The sequence below is a fragment of the Vibrio sp. Isolate34 genome (genome assembly GCF_022397915.1).
Classification (GTDB): Bacteria; Pseudomonadota; Gammaproteobacteria; order Enterobacterales; family Vibrionaceae; genus Vibrio.
The window spans coordinates 1-17,550 of the sequence record NZ_JAKEUO010000033.1 but is presented as its reverse complement, the minus strand read 5'-3'; the positions used below and the strand labels follow the sequence as shown (position 1 = coordinate 17,550).

The following is a 17,550-nucleotide window of genomic DNA, read 5'->3' as shown; positions in this document are numbered from 1 at the left end:
GTGTTCGGGTTGTCATGCCAATGGCATTGCCCGGTAGCTAAGTTCGGAATCGATAACCGCTGAAAGCATCTAAGCGGGAAGCGAGCCCTGAGATGAGTTTTCCCTGACGCTATAAGCGTCCTAAAGGGTTGTTCAAGACTAGAACGTTGATAGGCAGGGTGTGTAAGTGCTGCGAGGCATTGAGCTAACCTGTACTAATTGCCCGTGAGGCTTAACCATACAACACCCAAGGGGTTTTGTGGACTCAAAGAGAGACCTTGAATGAGTTTGAAGAGAAACTTTTATAGCTCTATTAAATAGAGAAGCAGCTTTCCAGATTATTTTGCCTTCAGTTTTTAAAAACTGAAAGTAAAAACAAAATTTGCTTGGCGACCATAGCATTGTGGACCCACCTGATTCCATGCCGAACTCAGAAGTGAAACACAATAGCGCCGATGGTAGTGTGGGGCTTCCCCATGTGAGAGTAGGACATCGCCAGGCTCCAAATTTATTCTCACTTTTTAAAAAGTGAAGACAAAAGGTATCGTTATTTGCATAGCAAGTAACAACCTCAACAGTGCACAAATCTGTTGATGACAATTTGTTGGAGGGATGGCTGAGTGGTCGAAAGCACCGGTCTTGAAAACCGGCAACCGTTAATAGCGGTTCTAGGGTTCAAATCCCTATCCCTCCACCACCATTAGAAAGCCCGCTGAGAAATCAGCGGGCTTTTTTTCGTCTTGAATTTGGTAAAAGAAAGCTCAAAGACCATTAGATACGTCGTTATCTTATTCTGCTTCAGGTTATGTAGAGTTTAGGTATTAAAAAGCAGAGCGCTCAGGCTCTGCTTTGATGTTTTAGCTTTATGTCTTTGCGACTGTTAAGGCCTATTTTGCTACGTTACCTGCCACGTTCAGCGCATCCCATGTACGGGAGAATGGTGGTGCGTAGCAGAAGTCCATGTAACCTAGCTGTTGGGTGGTCACCTTTGCCGTGATGGCAACGGCTAGAGCGTTAATACGGCCTACAGCCCCTTTTTTACCCACGATCTCGCCACCAAGTAGAACGTTAGTCTCTGGGTGATAGACCAACTTCACCTTGATGTCTTCTTGGCCTGGGTAGTAATCGGTTTGGTTCTTATCTGAAATCGTTGATACTTTCACATCCAAGTTATGTTCTTTCGCAAGTAGTTCAGATACGCCGGTACATGCCAGTTCGTAATCGAGCACTTTTAAACAAGACGAACCTAAGAAGCCAGACATATAGGTATCTTTACCTGCTAGCTTGTCCGCCATCATACGCGCTTGCTTGTTGGCTGTGGTTGCTAGAGGAACATAAACGGGCTTGCCTAGTGCCATATGGTGGACAACGGCACAGTCGCCAACAGCGTGGATGTAAGCGTCTTCAGTAGTGCCATATTCATTCACTAACAATGCACCATTTGCTGCTTTTGGCAGTTCGAACGCTTCAGTATTTGGTTTGAAACCGAGTGACAGGATCACGACATCGGCTTCTACGTCGCCGTTATCGGTTTCTACAATGTAACCACCTTGCTCGGCATCGCGAATAGCAGACACGCTACAACCTGTTTTAAGGTCAGCTCCGGATTCTCGAATCGCACCTTCAACGACTTCAATTATCTCTGGGCTGAACTGACGGCTCATGATGTGCTGTTCACGCTCGATGATCGTCACGTGTTTGTCTAAGCCGTGTGCAGCGTCGAACACTTCCAGACCGATAAAGCCTGCCCCAATAACACATACACGTTGCTTGACATTATCCTTTAGCGCTTTCTTAACCGCCAAGCCATCTTCCATGCTTGTTAGTGTGTATACGTGTTCCGGATTGAATTCACCGAATGATGGAACGATTGGTCGCGCACCTGTCGCAATGATCAGCATATCGTAATCGATGACGCTTTCTTCATCTTGGTGACGTACCGTAATTTGTTTTTCAGTGCGGTCGAACGACACCATTTCTGTTTTCACACGTACATCCAAGCCAGATTTAATGGCTTGTTCTGGCGTGCGAGAAATCATTCGTTCGGTGTCATCAAACATGCCGCCTGCAAAGTAGGGTAGACCACAGGCACCAAAAGAGATGTAGCTACGCTTATCTAACACGATGACTTCGTCTGATGGCTGATTACGTTTGTATTTTGCTGCGAAACTCATACCTGCGGCGCTACCGCCTATAACAACAACTTTCATATTTACTACCTAAATAACCTGAACTCAGGAAAAACAGAAGAGCACTCACGCGGAGTGCTCTTAATTAAGTTTGAGAATTATACTGCTGCTTCTTTTGATACTGTCGCTGTAACGTCAGCGTCGTATTGTTCTGTGTTTAGCGAGCCGTTCTTCTTAGCTGTTAGAACACCAGACAACATAGAGCCTGAAATGTTTAGCGCTGTACGAGCCATGTCAATCAGTGCTTCGATAGACACCAGAATTGCTACTACTGTTATGTCTAGACCCATGATGGTCAGTACTGCTACTGCTGCGAACGTTGCACCACCACCCACACCAGCGATACCGAATGAAGCAATCGCGATAACTGCAATCAGTTGTAGGATGAAGCCTAGGTCAACTGGCATGCCCATCACTTGTGCTGCCATGATTGCTAGCATTGCTGGGTAGATGCCTGCGCAACCGTTCTGACCGATACTGGTACCGAATGTCGCTGACATGTTTGCCGTTTCTTCATCTACACCTAAGCGTTGAGTTTGTGTTTCAACGTTTAGTGGGATAGCCGCCATGCTTGAGCGAGAACCGAAACCGAATACCAATACTGGCCAGATTTTCTTCATGAACTTAGCAGGGGACAGGCCGAACATTGACACCATCACGAAGTGGATGCCGAACATCACGCCGATTGCTACGTAGCTTGCTAAAAGGAAGCGTCCCATTTCAGCCAGTGCGAATAGGTCATTCGTCATCATGAACGTGGTCATCAGAGCGAATACACCGTAAGGTGTTAGCTTCAGGATTTCACGAACCATTGACAGCACAACTTCTTTTGCAGAGTTGATGAAATCAACGAAGTTTTGCACTTTCTCAGGCTTACGATTCTTCACTTGAAGGATACAGTAGCCTAGGAACATGCCGAACAGTACAGTCGATAGTGTAGAAGTACGTTGAGAACCCGTTAGCATGTCAAAGATGTTGGTTGGAATGATAGACAGAGCCATACCAGACAGACCACTGCTTGCCATTGCATCTTGTGTTGCTACCAGCGAATCACCGCGAGCTTCAATCGCACTGTTTGTGCCGATAGTGCTTACTAGCGCGTTCGCATCGATACCAAATAGGTAAATACTTGCGATACCAACGGCTGCTGAGATTGCACAAGTGAAAAGTAGAATACCGATGATCTTTGGTGCGATACGAGATAGCGCACCACCGCCTTCAACGTTCATGATCGAAGAGATCATCGCCACGAATACAAGTGGGATAACGATCATTTGTAGAAGTTTGATGTAGCCTTTACCGAACACTGAAATCAGTTCAGCAAAGCCAGATGTTGCAACGTTACCGACACCGAAAACAAGTTGAATTGCACCACCGAACAGTAAGCCAGCAGCAAGCGCACTCAGTACGCGGAAGTTAAAACTTTTCTTTTGCTTTTTGAAGTTCGACAGCAGTGCGTAGAACCCAAAGAACAGTACGCTTAATGCGATAAATGAAACGCTCATGAGAATCTCCTATGATACCCATTAATACCTAAATCGGTTATTTTTTATATGCGATGGCTTCAACTTCAACCAGTGCGTCTTTTGGTAGTCGTGCTGCTTCAACACAAGAGCGAGCAGGTGCGTTCTCTGTACCAAACACTTCTGTGTACACTTCGTTAAAGGCAACGAAGTTTCCCATGTCAGACAGGAAGCAGGTTGTCTTAAGCACAGTGTCCAGTCCCGCATTACTCGCTTCTAATACCGCTTTTAAGTTTTCTAGAGACTGACGAGCCTGCTCTTTGATGCCGCCCTCAACAAACTGCATGGTTTCTGGAACGAGAGGTAATTGGCCTGATGTATAAACCATGTCGCCGTAAGACGTACCTTGTGAGTAAGGGCCGATAGCTGCAGGTGCTTGTTCAGTGGCAATGATCTGTTTCACGATGTAACTCCTAAATTATTGGTTTTATTCTGATTTAAATTCACGGATAAACTTGTAAACCGCCTGACGGCTGATCCCCAGTTGCTCTGATACTTGTGTAGTCGTCTCTTTTAGCTCAAATACTCCGTTATCGAATAAACAACGAATGATGGCTTTATTGCGACCTTTGGAAGAAATCGTCTCGTCTTGGTCAACTTCTTTAATGGCTGAACTCAATGCTTGCTGAATCACGTCATTCGCATTGTTGCTGAATGTTTCGCTGACAATGGTTTGTGGCACATTGCACTGCGGCATTAGCGTCTTGACGATTTCTGGGAATGGGAAAGATAAGTTCATGTTGATACACAGCATGCCAATCGGCTTTTGTAGTGGGCCTGCCAGAACGCAGGTGGTCGATTTCAGTAGGGAACCGTCTGCTGCATTGGTGAAATAACTCTTTGGAGAAACTTCACCAGTTTTCTCGAATGTACTCCACATACGTAAACCTAAATCGGTGATAGGCGAGCCGATTTCACGACCGGTATGATGACCATTGACGATCTTCACGACAGAATTTTCTAAGCTTTCAAAGGAGTGAATGACCACCTCACAGTAAGGGCCAATCAAGTCAGCAATTGTGTCCGCTAAGCGGAAGTAATTGCTTAAACATTCTCTGTCTTCATCGGTGAATCGAACTTGTTTTACATTCATGATTTCGGTTTACATTTTTGAACTCAATGACTGAAACTTACTCCTTTGGTGGTATTTGAACAAGATGCAGTAAACTTCTGTAAACCGTAAAAAACGTTCAAAACATCAACAAATAACGAAAATTTAACTTAAATTAAGAGCGTAATTTGAACAGGATCACCAAACCATCTTCGATATGGTTTAATTTCTTAAACTCCATCAAAGTTTACATATTTAAAACCACAGGTTAAGTTTTCGAATACTTTAATGATCTAGGATAAGTTCTAAGAGGGCATAAAAATCGGCTCGATTGATGTTTTTTATGTAAGGAAATCTAGCTAGCAATTCTGAGACTAAAATGATGACCGGTCGGTATTCTTTTTTTGGTGGTAAGGAAGGCTTAATCGAAGAGACTTCATTAGCAAAGGATAGTCAGCGGGAGGATCGTAAATCAGAACTCAGAAAACTAAAAAAGCAGCCTAAGTGGCTGCTTTTTTGTGTTCTGTCCAACTTACTAGCTGTCTAGCTTAGCTTCGACTTGTCCAAGCGCGCGTCGGTACATAAACCATGCACAGGTTCCGGCAAGCACATTACCGACCATAGCTCCCCAGAACAGGCCTTCAATTCCTGCAAGCTGAGAGCCAACCCACAAGCAAGGCAAGAAGAAAGCGAACAAGCGCAGTGCTGAGATCGTTAATGCGGTGTAAGACTTGCCCAACGCGTTAGAAATCGAAACCATCAGCATACAGATACCCAAAGGCCCTAAGCTGATAGGCACGATCAGTAGGTGGTAGTTCAGAATCGTTGATACTTCGTTGTCACTGGTCATGAGGTTCGCCAACCCGCCAGAGAATAACCAAGTCACCAATGCGATGACCAGTTGGAAACCTAACACAAAGGTTACGGCAATCTTCACAAGACTACGTATGTTGCCAAGGTTCTTTTCACCCAACATGCGGCCAATCATAGGTGGCATCGACATGGTCAGTGCTAATACAGCCACAATGGAGAAGAATTCAAAACGAGACCCTAAAGCCCAAGCTGCAACGGCTGCAGTGCCATAACCCGCCAACAGTTTAGTCGCCAACATAGAAGAGACAGGCGGCAGCAGTTGGCTGATCATCGCAGGGCCCATGATGTTACCGATGGAGCGAACACTCTTGCCTATATCAAGGTCGTTCCAATCGAATGTCATCCAATGCTTCTTGGTCACTTTAGGTGCCACGATAAAGATGCCTGCACCGAACGCCAAGATGGTCGCAATTGCTGCACCGTTGATGCCCATATCGAGCGTAAAGATGAAGATTGGGTCCAATATCAAGTTGATGATACTGGTCGCGATCATCATTGAGCCGGGTAGCATGGTATTACCGTTGGCACGACACACACTGTAGAAGAAGTAGAGCAGAGCCCCCGTCCAAGAGCTGACTAACCAATAGATCCAGTAAGAATCAATGATCGGTAACACAGTCGGTGGCGCATCCAACAACTGCAAAATAGGCCCACGTAACAGATAGATGATGACCGAGAAAAGCGCGACACTCACGCTGCCCATCGCAATCACTAACCCGCCCAGTTGTTTAGCATAGCGTGTTTCATTGGCACCAATGGCTCTCGCAATGACTGCTGTGGTTGCGATGCCTAACCCAACCTGAATTCCAATAATGATCATCTGTATTGGAAGCGTGAAACCTTGAACAGCAAGCGGCAAAACGCCGAGCTGACCAATGAAGGCACTGTCTACAAGTTGGAAGCTCATCAGGGAAAGCACCCCAAACAGCATTGGCCATGTCATTGTATAGAGTTGTCGGCCAAGCGAAGGCGAGGGAGTAGCGGTAGTCGAATTCATAACACTCTTATCGGTCTTGAAGGTAGGTTTGTCGTGGTGACAATCCACTCAATGAAGAATTGCGTAAAGGATAACGTAAGGTCAGCTCGATACCAATCATTGTTATCCTATCTATCGATACTAGTTTTATACCATCGCATAGACGGGATGTTTTGTTTACTCTCTCAAACCTGTTCCTTAGCCTTTTGATGTCAAAAATCAACAGATAAAAACAAAAAAGCCAGTCATGATGACTGGCCTTGTTGATTCTACTTTCCGTTGTATCTACGTTGTTGGCGCTAAGCGTTACTTGTTCGCAACGTTACCCAACTTCAACCATGTATCGATAACCGTATCTGGGTTCAACGAAACAGAGCTGATGCCTTGTTCCATTAACCATTCCGCTAAGTCATCATGGTCAGATGGGCCTTGACCACAAATGCCCACGTATTTACCCGCTTTTGTTGCTGCATCGATGGCCATTTTCAGCATCGCTTTCACAGCAGGGTTACGCTCGTCGAATAGGTGAGCAACATCGCCTGAATCTCGGTCTAGGCCAAGCGTTAGCTGAGTCATATCGTTTGAACCGATAGAGAACCCATCGAAGTACTTCAAGAACTCTTCAGCCAAAATCGCATTTGATGGCAGCTCGCACATCATGATCACTTTCAGACCTTGGTCGCCACGGCGAAGGTCGAACTTAGCCAGAATGTCGATAACCGATGCTGCTTCGCTTGGAGTACGAACGAATGGGATCATGATTTCAACGTTCTTAAGGCCCATTTCGTTGCGAACGCGTTTGATCGCTTGAGTTTCTAGCTCGAAACAGTCTTCGAATACTGGCGAGATGTAACGAGATGCGCCACGGAAGCCCAGCATTGGGTTCTCTTCATGCGGTTCAAACGTTTTACCGCCGACTAGGTTGCTGTATTCGTTCGACTTAAAGTCAGACATACGCACGATCACGCGCTTAGGCCAGAATGCAGACGCGATAGTCGCGATGCCTTCTGTTAGCTTGCTTACGTAGAAGTCGATTGGATCTTTGTAGCCGCGAATACGTTCACTGATTTCCGCTTTTAGCTCGTCAGTTTGAGCATCGAAGTTCAATAGGGCTTTCGGGTGAATGCCGATCATCTTGTTGATGATGAACTCTAGACGAGCAAGGCCGACACCTTCGTTTGGAATTTGTGCAAAGTCGAATGCGCGATCTGGGTTACCCACGTTCATCATTACTTTGGTTGGCAGCATTGGTAGCTCATCAACTTCAGAACGTTTGATCTCGAAGTCGAGCTCGCCTTGGTAAACGTATCCTGTTTCACCTTCAGAACATGACACTGTCACGGTGTCACCGTCGTTTAGGTTGCTTGTCGCTGTGCCACAGCCAACGATTGCAGGAATGCCTAGCTCACGAGCGATGATTGCTGCGTGACAAGTACGGCCGCCACGGTTAGTAACAATCGCAGAGGCTTTCTTCATCACAGGTTCCCAGTCTGGGTCTGTCATGTCTGTTACTAGTACGTCGCCTTCTTGAACCAGTGACATTTGGTCTAGAGAATCAACCAAACGAACTGGGCCAGAGCCGATACGTTGACCGATAGCACGGCCTTCAACTAAGACATCGGCCTTGTTGTTTAGCTCGTAACGCTCGATAACGTTTTGGTCGCTTTGAGAACATACGGTTTCAGGACGAGCTTGAACAATGTATAGCTTGCCGTCGATACCATCTTTCGCCCACTCAATGTCCATCGGACGTTGATAGTGCTTCTCGATGATCATCGCTTGTTTTGCTAGCTCTTTGATCTCTTCATCGTTCAGTGAGAACTCGTTACGCTCTTGCGTATCGGTGTCGATGATATCAACTTGCTTGCCAATCTCTTGGTTGGTTGAGTAGATCATTTTGATCAGCTTAGAACCAAACGTCTTCTTAACGATTGGGTAGTGACCCGCTTCTAGCATTGGCTTGTGAACGTAGAACTCATCTGGGTTCACAGCGCCCTGTACAACCATCTCACCTAGACCCCAAGAAGAAGTGATGAACACGACTTGGTCGAAGCCTGACTCTGTATCAAGCGTGAACATCACACCTGAAGAGGCTTTGTCTGAGCGAACCATGCGTTGAATGCCCGCAGACAATGAAATGCCGCGGTGGTCAAAGCCTTGGTGTACACGGTAAGAGATAGCGCGGTCGTTAAACAGAGAAGCGTAAACGTGCTTGGTTGCTTCCAGTACAGCGTCGATGCCTTTCACGTTAAGGAAGGTCTCTTGCTGGCCTGCGAAAGATGCGTCCGGAAGGTCTTCTGCAGTTGCAGATGAACGCACAGCTACAGACAATTCTTCGTTGTCTTCGATTAGCTCGCGGTAGTTATCACGGATGTCTTGCTCTAGTGATTCTGGGAAGGGGGCGTCTAGAACCCATTGTCGAATCGTTGCACCTGTCTTACGCAGTGCGTCAACGTCTTCAACATCAAGTTCATCAAGTAGTTGGTGGATGCGCTCATCAAGACCTTTGTAGTCAAGAAAGTCGTTAAACGCATATGAAGTGGTAGCAAAACCATTAGGTACAGAAACACCAGCATTGGATAGGTTAGAAACCATCTCGCCCAGTGAGGCGTTCTTACCGCCGACTTTGTCGACATCTTCCATGGATAGGCCATTGAACCATAAGGTATTATTTTGCATTTATTTCTCCAGAAACATAGCAAGCATTGTAGGGATTTAAAGGCAAACGATTACGTATCAGTTTAAAAAAATGTAAATTATTTTTTAAAGCTGTGGGGGACGTAATAGTCAGCAGGGTTTTGTTATATATATTATGGTTCCCATCCTACTCAAAATAATTTTAAACATTAAATAAAAAATGCAAATTGATATTCAAAGTCGTGATGTATTCTATGTTTCTGATGGAACGGCCATAACATGTGAGACTTTAGGGCATGTTGTTCTAGGTCAATTCCCTTTCAAAGCCAATGAAAAAACCTTTCCGTTTGTGGAAAGTGAGGACAAACTTTCTGATTTATTAAAAGAGATCGAAATTTCGTATCGCGATAATGGAGTCGAACCATTGGTGTTCTTTTCAATCGTGATCCCAGATATCAAGGCTAAGCTGCTTGAAGCGCCAGCGCACTGCTATGACGTGTTGGAAAGTATCGTTCAGAAGGTTCAGGATGATATTCAGATGGCACCTGTACCTAAGCTGCAACGCTCACGCAGTGTGAACAAAGATTCGGTTAAGTATTTCGACCGTATTGCTGCGATTGAATACACACTCGCACACGATGATGGCATCACGCTCAAAGGGCTGGAAGAAGCCGACATCATCTTGTTAGGTGTATCTCGAAGCGGTAAGACACCAACAAGCTTGTATATGGCGATGCAGTTTGGCTTACGCGTAGCGAACTATCCATTCATCCATGACGATTTAGCGCGCTTGAAGCTGCTGCCTGAGTTTGAGATTTACCGACACAAGTTGTTTGGTTTAACCATTGATGCAGAAAGGCTGACTGAGATCCGTGAGAACCGTTTAGCGGGCAGTGAATACGCGAGTGATTCGCAATGTTTGTATGAGCTACAAACGGTAGAAGCGATGTTCCGCCGAGAAGCGATCCCTTACATCAACACGTCTTCATTATCGGTTGAAGAGATTTCGACACGAATCTTGGAGCGAACTGGTTTGAGAAGGCGCTTGCTATAGTAACAAGAGTTTGGTGTAACAAGAACTTGGTGTAACAAGAGCTTGATGTAACAAAAGGCTTGGTCAGATAGAAAGAATGGGCAGCTAAAAGAAAATCGAAGCTAACAAGGGTGAGACCTGAGAGCTTCGATTTTTTGTTTGTGCTCGTTGCAATTGCGCTAGCGAAGCAGGCTGTTATGGAATAACAGACATAAAAAAGGCCCAGGCTGTTCACTCTAATGCAGAAGAGTGAAATCAGCCAAGGCCTCAATTTTGTTACCTTTAGCAGAGTGACTACTAAAAGAGCGGAGCGGTTAAACTATGCTTTTTTAAGGTCTTTTGCAGGGTAAGTAAGCGTCATTATTGCGCCTTCTACTGTTGTAACGTGAACGTAGCCGCCACCAGCACTTAGGCCAATTACAACCATTTCACCTAGCTCAACACCTTTTGTTGCTACAACGCGATCATCAACTGAAAACACTTTACACACCTTCAATAAATTAAATTAATACGATAGATATCGAACGCGGATTTAAACAGATGGTACCCCAATAGACTAATCCGGTTGTTTGTCGTAAAGATTAAATTTAGTTATGTATAAATCGGTATTTGTTAAAAATCAGCTGGTTAACCTAATGGTGATGTTATTTATCGGCTGGATAAACGACACCAACTTGCTGACGCATCTCTGTAATCAACTTGGCGACGGTTAAAGCTCGCAGTTTAGCTTGAGCTTGAGTTTCTTTATCGCCCCCAATGCAGCCTGCAAAAGCTTGTGCTTCGTAACTCATTGAGTTTTCGCTCTGTGCTTGAGTGAGGTTCTCAATGCTGCCATCACGGTAGCGGATCTTAACGTCGGTGCATTCTGCAATGTGATCGATGATGATTGCTCCTTGTTCACCTTGGATCTCGCTTGGTGCATAAGAGTCGCTGACTTTAGAGTGAGCAAGAGTCACGTCAAACTCTGGGTACTGGAAGATCGCACAGCCATGCGCATCCACACCGGATTCAAGCAGCTTTGCAGAAGCTTGAGCATTTTCCGGCTCACCAAACAAAGCAACCGTTGCAGCTACACAGTAGAAACCAATATCGACCAATGAACCGTTCGAGAAAGCCGGATTGAAAGTGTTCGGGTTCTCGCCGTTCAGGTATTTCTGGTAACGCGATGAATACTGACAGTAGTTGATGTGCGCTTTGTGTACCTTGCCGATCTTTTCTAGGCCGAGTTGAACTTGCTTAAAGTTTGGTAGGAATTGAGATTTATACGCCTCAAACAACACCACACCGTTTTTCTCAGCCACTTCGAACATGCGTGTTGCCTCATCAATGTTGGATGCAACCGGCTTTTCACAGATCACGTGTTTACCGTGCTCCATCATGAAGATGGACTGTTCGCAGTGCAGTGAGTTTGGTGAAGCGATATACACAGCTTTGACCGTGTTGTCATTGGCTAATGCATTGAGTGAATCGTAGGTGGTTTCAACACCAAATTCTTGTGCGAATTGCGCAGCGCTCTCTAGGTTTCGTGAATAAACCGCAGCCAACTGCATCGATTGTGATTCATGTGCAGCTTGAACGAATTTTTGTGTAATCCAATTGGTTCCAATTACAGCGAACTTAATCATAGAGGTGTCCAGTCGTTAGTGTATTGATTCTGCAGAGATAGTAGCACTCAAAGGCGGGCAATGTGCCTGAGATTTACTGAACAATTTCCCCAAACTTAGTGCCTAATATTGATAACCCGCTTTCACAGAGCGTCTGAGTCGACCAGTGTAACGGTGCACAACTAAGCCATTTTTGCTAAGGTGTTATTGAATTCAAACAAGGTGATGATATGCAAATCCGGACAGCCAAAGTAACTGACATTGACGCGATCTTAGCGCTCTCTGATCAGATAAATCGTCAACATCATCTTGGTGCTCCAATGGTATTTGCGCCGCCTTCTCAAAGCTTTGCTGACAGTGAGGAGTATTGGCTAGGCTTGATGATTGACCCGACTGGCGCGTTCTTTGTTGCGGTGGATGAGAAGCAAGTGGTTGGCTTTTTAGCGGGTAAAGTCACGCAGAATAAAGGCGTCAGTTTTATCCAGTCACACAAGGTGGCAAGGGTAAATACCATTGTGGTGAGCGATCAGGTTCAGAGCCAAGGGGCTGGGCGTGCATTAATGAAGTCGTTCAACCAATGGGCGCAGGCGAGAGGGGCGATAGAACTTAGGTTAGAGGTGATGGAGTTTAACCAACAAGCTCAAAGTTTCTACGAGTCGCTAGGAATGGAAACTCAATCTCGAACCATGTCAATGAGTTTTGAGGAGATCTAAAGGTGCGTCGCTTTTTGCCTTTAACACTATGTATGTTTTTATCGAGTTCGCTGATTTATTCAGTGACGGTATCTGCTACTGATACCCCACAATATGTTCCGTCACCGGAAGCCAAAAAGGTTGTGGTTGAGAAAATAGTCTCTGACGCGACTGCGATTGAAACCATCGTGTTTGAGTCCGCACCTTCCCACTCTCAGCGTGTATCAACCTCTTCCTCTTCATCAGCCTCAAAACCCCAACATGTGATTATTGTCGATGATGTGCTTAACAATGATTCAGACAAACAGGTTGCTCAGCTTTCTCAAGGCTCATCAAAGCGCCCACCTCAAAGTTCATCTCGACAGTTTTACAACGTCCCAGACGATGTCCCTGAGATAGATCCATTACTGCAGGTGGTAACCTTAGTCAAAGTGGATAAGTCGAAACGTAGAATGTATTTGATGAAAGGGGATGAGGTGATTCAGGAGTTTCGTATTGCATTAGGTAAGCAACCGAAAGGACATAAACGCTTTGAAGGGGACAACCGAACGCCTGAAGGGGAATACCAACTCGACTATGTGATGGAAGAGTCGGATTTCTATCGCTCAGTGCATATCAACTACCCGCAACCTTCAGATAGGCTGTGGGCAGAAAACAATGATGTCGATCCTGGTGGGAACATCAAAATTCACGGTATCAAGAATGGTGAGCGTCGTTCACCGAGCTTTATTCAAAGCTTTGATTGGACCGATGGCTGTATTGCACTAACCAATCAAGACATGGATGAGTTTATCCAACTCGTAAAAATGGGCACCCCTATCCATATCGAATGGTAGATATTGGTACCCATTTCCGGAACTCTTTTTATAGAGTGACTTTAAACCTTCTCAAGCTCGTTACAGTAAAACTCGCCCTGCACTGAAAATAGCAATCACGATAAGCAGCGCAATGGTCACGGGCTTGAACTTCTCTCCACCAAACCTCTCGAACAACTTAGAACCCACATAGCCGCCAAACATGCTGCTTGGCAAGAGTACAAGAGTCAGCCACACCACATCTCGATCGACTAATCCAGCGATGGATGCTGAAACAAACGCACTCGAATCCGCCAACACGAAGAAGGCAATCAGGCCAGCTCTAGCGATGTGCGGAGCGACTGGGCTTGCTAAGGCGTGCGTGCCAACTGGAGGCCCTGACATCGACGCCGCGCCATTCATGATCCCTGCAAGGCTACCTAGAATATAGGGAGCAAATCTTGGTTCACTTTTATACTGAAAACCTTTGTAGATCATTAATGCAGACGCAAAGATAAAGGCACTGATGATCAAGATGATCGTGTCTTGGCTAACCGATTTAAGCAGAAGTAAGCCGACAGGTGTGAAGGCAAAACAAGGGATAAAGACCTTTGAAACCCAGCGCCAGTTAACGTACTTTCGAATCTTAGGTAGCAATTGAACATTGCCAAGTAGGTCGATCAACATGAAAACAGGAACCAGTTCGATAACAGGCACGAACAACGCACTTAATGGCAATGCCACTAAGGTGAAACCGAAACCTGAGAAGCCACGAACAATAGCGGCGAAAATGAAGATTGCACCCAAAATTGGGAAAGTTGGACTAAGAATGAGATCCATAAATTAAGTAACCAATAAAGCTGCCTAAATAGTGCGAGCTAATGAAACTAAGTGAGCAGCGGAATGTACTCCTACTCACTTGTGTTTGCTACTTAACTTTGAGGTTTCTAGAGGTTAATTTTAAAGTCTCTCAGGGTTACTTTTATAGTATTTGCAGGGTCAATTTATCGAGCTGAATTTATTTGGAAAATCAGTGAATACCGCGTCCACATTTGAGAGGAATTCGAAGCGAGACGGATCGTTTACGGTGTAGCACCATGTTTGAATGTTCGCTTCGCTGAGCGTATCAAGATCGCTTTGAATCACGTGTTCATAATTCATATGACAGCTGAACGCTTTTACTTCATCAATCAGCAGCAAATCGTCTTGAGTCAGTTGCTCTGTGATCACACCGACACGGTACCTTGGCAGGTGACGAGCCATTTCAGCAACCACTTGATGGCTGAAGCTTGAAAGCAGCACTCTGTCGGTATCGAGGTTTGAACGAATCAGTTCTGAATGCAGCAGATCCACCACATGAGGAGCTTGGTGTCGGCTATCGACTTTGATTTCCAAGTTAACGCTGAGATCGTACTGCTCAACAAGCGCGAGTAACTCTTCCAACGTTAGTATTTTCTCTCCAGCGAATTGCTCAGACTTCCAACTACCAAAATCGAGCTGACGCAATTCGGCAAGGGTATGTTCATCAACACGCCCTTTGCCATCGCTGCAGCGCTCAAGAGTGTGATCATGACAAACCACAAGTTGATCATCCTGAGTTGGCTGAATATCTACTTCAATCCATTTCAAACCGAGTTTAGCGGCTTGTTCAATGCTTGCTTTGGTATTTTCCGGGTGAGTACTTGCTACACCCCGATGACCTACGATGATAGACGACATAATTAATCCTTCTTAAAGACGCACCGTAAAAACGCATTAAATATCAGTGTACTCCATTAAGCTAGAGCCGTCGTTAAGCTTGTTGTCTCTTCGTGTAACTCTTGTGAGGTGAAGTTATTTGGTTGAATACGCTTCCCACGGCCATCAAAAATATGCAGGTTGGACTTATCGATGCTTAATCCGAGTGGCACCGCTTGGCATAAAGTTGTTTCTGGCGTAACGGCAATAAAAGGCTGATCGTTCACAAGGCCGTGAACCAGTTGATTTGGCCCCAACGGCTCAAGCACGCTGATACGCAGTTCAAGAGGTAAGGTGTTCATCATTAAGTCGGAACAAACCTCAGAGTGTTCAGGACGAATGCCAAGCGTTATTTCTGTGTTCTTAACGTGTGCGTACTCTGGCAAGTACATCTGTTGATCGCCGATTTCAAGATAACCATCGTCGAGTGTGGCAGGTAAGAAGTTCATCGCGGGGCTGCCAATGAAGCTCGCGACAAAGGTGCTGGCTGGCTGGTGGTAGACCTCTCTTGGTGTGCCGACTTGTTCAATCTGACCTTGGTTGAGAACCACAATTCTATCTGCTAGCGTCATGGCTTCTACTTGGTCATGAGTCACGTAAACACTGGTCACGCCGAGTTCACGTTGCAGCTTTTTGATTTCTAATCGCATGTGAGCACGCAGCGAGGCATCGAGGTTAGACAGAGGCTCATCAAACAGGAACAGTTGCGGGTCGCGAACGATCGCTCGGCCCATTGCCACACGTTGGCGCTGTCCACCTGAGAGCTTGGCAGGCTTGCGATCTAGGTACTCTTCGATTTTGAGTGTCTTGGCGACCTTCTCAATCTTCTCTTCAATCACATGTTGGCTGACACCTCGGTTCTTTAAGCCGTAAGCCAAGTTTTTATACACCGTCATGTGAGGGTAGAGCGCATAATTCTGAAAGACCATGGCGATATCTCGCTGTGCTGGTTTCTCGTTATCAACACGGCGACCACCCAAATGAATCTCACCGCCAGAGATGCTTTCCAAGCCTGCGATAGAGCGCAGAATCGAAGACTTACCACAGCCAGAAGGACCAACCAATACAAGGAACTCACCCTTATCGATATCAAGTGAGATATCTTTTACAGCTCGATGGCCGTTTTCATACGTCTTCACCAAGTTCTTGATACCCAGCATAACGGGTGGCTTGGCCTTGAGTTTATGCTCTCTACTTGAATTCTTGTGAGCTAACGAGTGATTACGAATAGGCATAGAAGTGTCCTCTGTCTTTTGGGGATAAGTCTGGTGAGACGTCTTATACTCATCGAGTGACTGGATTCGGTTATCGTTCATTTGAGTTGTGTCGTTATTATTTTTCACTTTCTACGAGCCCTTTTACAAACCAACGCTGAAATACAACCACCACTAAAACGGGTGGCAACATCGCTAAAATCACCATGGCGAACACATAGTCGTAGCGCGGTAAACTGGTTTCATTAATGTTATTGAGTACTTGTTTGATGCCCATCACGATGGTGTTGTAGCCCTCATTTGTCGTCATCATGATTGGCCACAGGTATTGGTTCCAACCCACCACAAACATGATGATGAAGATCGCGGCGATCATGGTTTTAGACAATGGCAGCAAGATATCGACAAAGAATCGAAATGGACCTGCGTTATCTAGTTGAGCGGCTTCAAGCAGTTCATCAGGAATGGTTTTGAAGAACTGCCTAAAGAAGAATGTAGCGGTGGCAGAGGCGATCAAAGGCAGAATCAAACCCGTATAGCTATTGAGTAGCCCAAGCCCTGCCACCACTTCATAAGATGGGATAATACGAACCTCTAGTGGCAGCAATAGGGTAACGAAGATCAGCCAGAACCAAGCCGTGGCGTAAGGCAGCCTGAAATAGACCAAAGCAAATGCGGCCATCATCGAAATGATGATCTTGCCGATCGCAAAACCGAGTCCCATGATCATTGAGTTGGCGATCATTTTGCTGGCGGTGACTTCACCACTAAAGCCCATGCTCTTGTTCCAAGCTTCGCTATAAATACTTGTAAAATTATCGCCCGGTAACCACTGCAAACCGTCGCTGACAATGGTGTTTGGGTTATGGGTCGAACTGGCGAAGATCAGCCAGATAGGGACCAGCATAAACAACATCCCAGCAATTAAAATTAGGTGGTCAGAGACCTTATTACTTTTCATGAACAACTCCTGTCGCGTTAAAACCTAGCCGTGATAGGCTAGGGCGTGTTGATCTTTGCTGTACATTTCGTGTTCAACAATACATCGGTAGCCACATTAACATGAATGCCAGCGATAACATGCTGGCATAATTCCTTTCTAGCTTGTCATATCTACTTGAAATAGCTCGATAATGCTTAATTCTCCCAAAGGCATTTTCGACCAAGTGACGATACTTGTATAGACACCAATCCATACTGTCTTTGTCTATATCTTGTCCATAATTGCGTTTGGCAATTACCGTTTCT

At 45.5% G+C, this 17,550-nt stretch carries 16 protein-coding genes, 1 tRNA gene and 2 rRNA genes; 6 read left to right on the top strand and 13 right to left on the bottom strand.

All coding sequences use genetic code 11. The annotated features are described in order from the left end of the window. The 3 genes from L1D22_RS21525 to L1D22_RS21515 form a co-directional block, all read left to right on the top strand. Positions 1-219: ribosomal RNA gene (locus L1D22_RS21525) — 23S ribosomal RNA — on the top strand; the annotation flags it as partial. Positions 220-364: 145 nt separating this feature from the next. Then, positions 365-480, top strand: a 5S ribosomal RNA gene (rrf, locus tag L1D22_RS21520). Positions 481-585: 105 nt separating this feature from the next. Further along, a tRNA-Ser gene (locus L1D22_RS21515) sits at positions 586-676 on the top strand. A gap of 190 nt (positions 677-866) precedes the next feature. Here L1D22_RS21515 and L1D22_RS21510 read toward each other — a convergent pair. The 6 genes from L1D22_RS21510 to ppsA all read right to left on the bottom strand — a co-directional run bounded on the left by L1D22_RS21510 (position 867) and on the right by ppsA (position 9,270). Beyond that, the gene (locus L1D22_RS21510; protein WP_239831182.1) at positions 867-2,189 is read right to left on the bottom strand and encodes a CoA-disulfide reductase; all 1,323 of its coding nucleotides are present in this window, start codon (positions 2,187-2,189) and stop codon (positions 867-869) included. Between the two features lie 77 nt (positions 2,190-2,266). Further along, entirely contained in the window at positions 2,267-3,673 is a 1,407-nt protein-coding gene (locus tag L1D22_RS21505; protein WP_239831181.1) for a cation:dicarboxylase symporter family transporter, read from the bottom strand. Positions 3,674-3,710: 37 nt separating this feature from the next. Continuing rightward, positions 3,711-4,094 (bottom strand): RidA family protein, encoded by a 384-nt coding sequence (locus L1D22_RS21500; protein WP_123283798.1) that lies wholly within the window; start codon positions 4,092-4,094, stop codon positions 3,711-3,713. Positions 4,095-4,118: 24 nt separating this feature from the next. Continuing rightward, the gene (locus L1D22_RS21495; protein WP_239831180.1) at positions 4,119-4,784 is read right to left on the bottom strand and encodes a PAS domain-containing protein; all 666 of its coding nucleotides are present in this window, start codon (positions 4,782-4,784) and stop codon (positions 4,119-4,121) included. 493 nt (positions 4,785-5,277) lie between these two features. Next, positions 5,278-6,612, bottom strand: coding sequence for an MATE family efflux transporter (locus L1D22_RS21490; protein ID WP_239831179.1), 1,335 nt, complete (start codon positions 6,610-6,612; stop codon positions 5,278-5,280). A gap of 285 nt (positions 6,613-6,897) precedes the next feature. After that, entirely contained in the window at positions 6,898-9,270 is a 2,373-nt protein-coding gene (ppsA, locus tag L1D22_RS21485; protein ID WP_048661621.1) for a phosphoenolpyruvate synthase, read from the bottom strand. A 178-nt stretch (positions 9,271-9,448) separates the two neighbouring features. Between ppsA and L1D22_RS21480 the strand changes: the two genes are divergently transcribed. Then, positions 9,449-10,282, top strand: coding sequence for a pyruvate, water dikinase regulatory protein (locus tag L1D22_RS21480; protein WP_048661622.1), 834 nt, complete (start codon positions 9,449-9,451; stop codon positions 10,280-10,282). A 298-nt stretch (positions 10,283-10,580) separates the two neighbouring features. Here the strand turns inward: L1D22_RS21480 and L1D22_RS21475 are convergent, their stop codons facing one another. Both L1D22_RS21475 and L1D22_RS21470 read right to left on the bottom strand, forming a co-directional pair. Then, positions 10,581-10,742: a hypothetical protein gene (locus L1D22_RS21475; protein ID WP_009846296.1), complete on the bottom strand. Its 162-nt coding sequence runs from the start codon at positions 10,740-10,742 to the stop codon at positions 10,581-10,583. 163 nt (positions 10,743-10,905) lie between these two features. Beyond that, positions 10,906-11,886: a Gfo/Idh/MocA family oxidoreductase gene (locus tag L1D22_RS21470; protein ID WP_239831178.1), complete on the bottom strand. Its 981-nt coding sequence runs from the start codon at positions 11,884-11,886 to the stop codon at positions 10,906-10,908. Between the two features lie 209 nt (positions 11,887-12,095). Between L1D22_RS21470 and L1D22_RS21465 the strand changes: the two genes are divergently transcribed. Then, entirely contained in the window at positions 12,096-12,578 is a 483-nt protein-coding gene (locus L1D22_RS21465) for a GNAT family N-acetyltransferase (protein ID WP_239831177.1), read from the top strand. A gap of 2 nt (positions 12,579-12,580) precedes the next feature. Further along, positions 12,581-13,393 (top strand): L,D-transpeptidase family protein, encoded by an 813-nt coding sequence (locus L1D22_RS21460; protein WP_239831176.1) that lies wholly within the window; start codon positions 12,581-12,583, stop codon positions 13,391-13,393. A gap of 60 nt (positions 13,394-13,453) precedes the next feature. Here L1D22_RS21460 and L1D22_RS21455 read toward each other — a convergent pair whose 3' ends face one another. The 5 genes from L1D22_RS21455 to L1D22_RS21435 form a co-directional block, all read right to left on the bottom strand. After that, positions 13,454-14,191 carry a sulfite exporter TauE/SafE family protein gene (locus L1D22_RS21455; RefSeq protein WP_239831175.1) on the bottom strand — a complete coding sequence of 246 codons (738 nt, stop codon included), beginning with the start codon at positions 14,189-14,191 and terminating at the stop codon, positions 13,454-13,456. Positions 14,192-14,350: 159 nt separating this feature from the next. After that, complete coding sequence (locus tag L1D22_RS21450) at positions 14,351-15,070, bottom strand: glycerophosphodiester phosphodiesterase family protein (RefSeq protein WP_239831174.1); 720 nt, start codon at positions 15,068-15,070, stop codon at positions 14,351-14,353. Positions 15,071-15,126: 56 nt separating this feature from the next. Beyond that, a complete protein-coding gene (locus L1D22_RS21445; RefSeq protein WP_345772820.1) occupies positions 15,127-16,431 on the bottom strand; it encodes a sn-glycerol-3-phosphate import ATP-binding protein UgpC in 1,305 nt (434 codons plus the stop codon). Beyond that, positions 16,421-17,263: a sn-glycerol-3-phosphate ABC transporter permease UgpE gene (gene ugpE / locus L1D22_RS21440; RefSeq protein ID WP_239831173.1), complete on the bottom strand. Its 843-nt coding sequence runs from the start codon at positions 17,261-17,263 to the stop codon at positions 16,421-16,423. Before ugpE ends, L1D22_RS21445 begins: the two co-directional genes overlap by 11 nt. A 73-nt stretch (positions 17,264-17,336) precedes the next feature. Continuing rightward, on the bottom strand, positions 17,337-17,550 hold a 214-nt coding region (locus L1D22_RS21435; RefSeq protein ID WP_157933609.1), incomplete at its 5' end, for a transposase.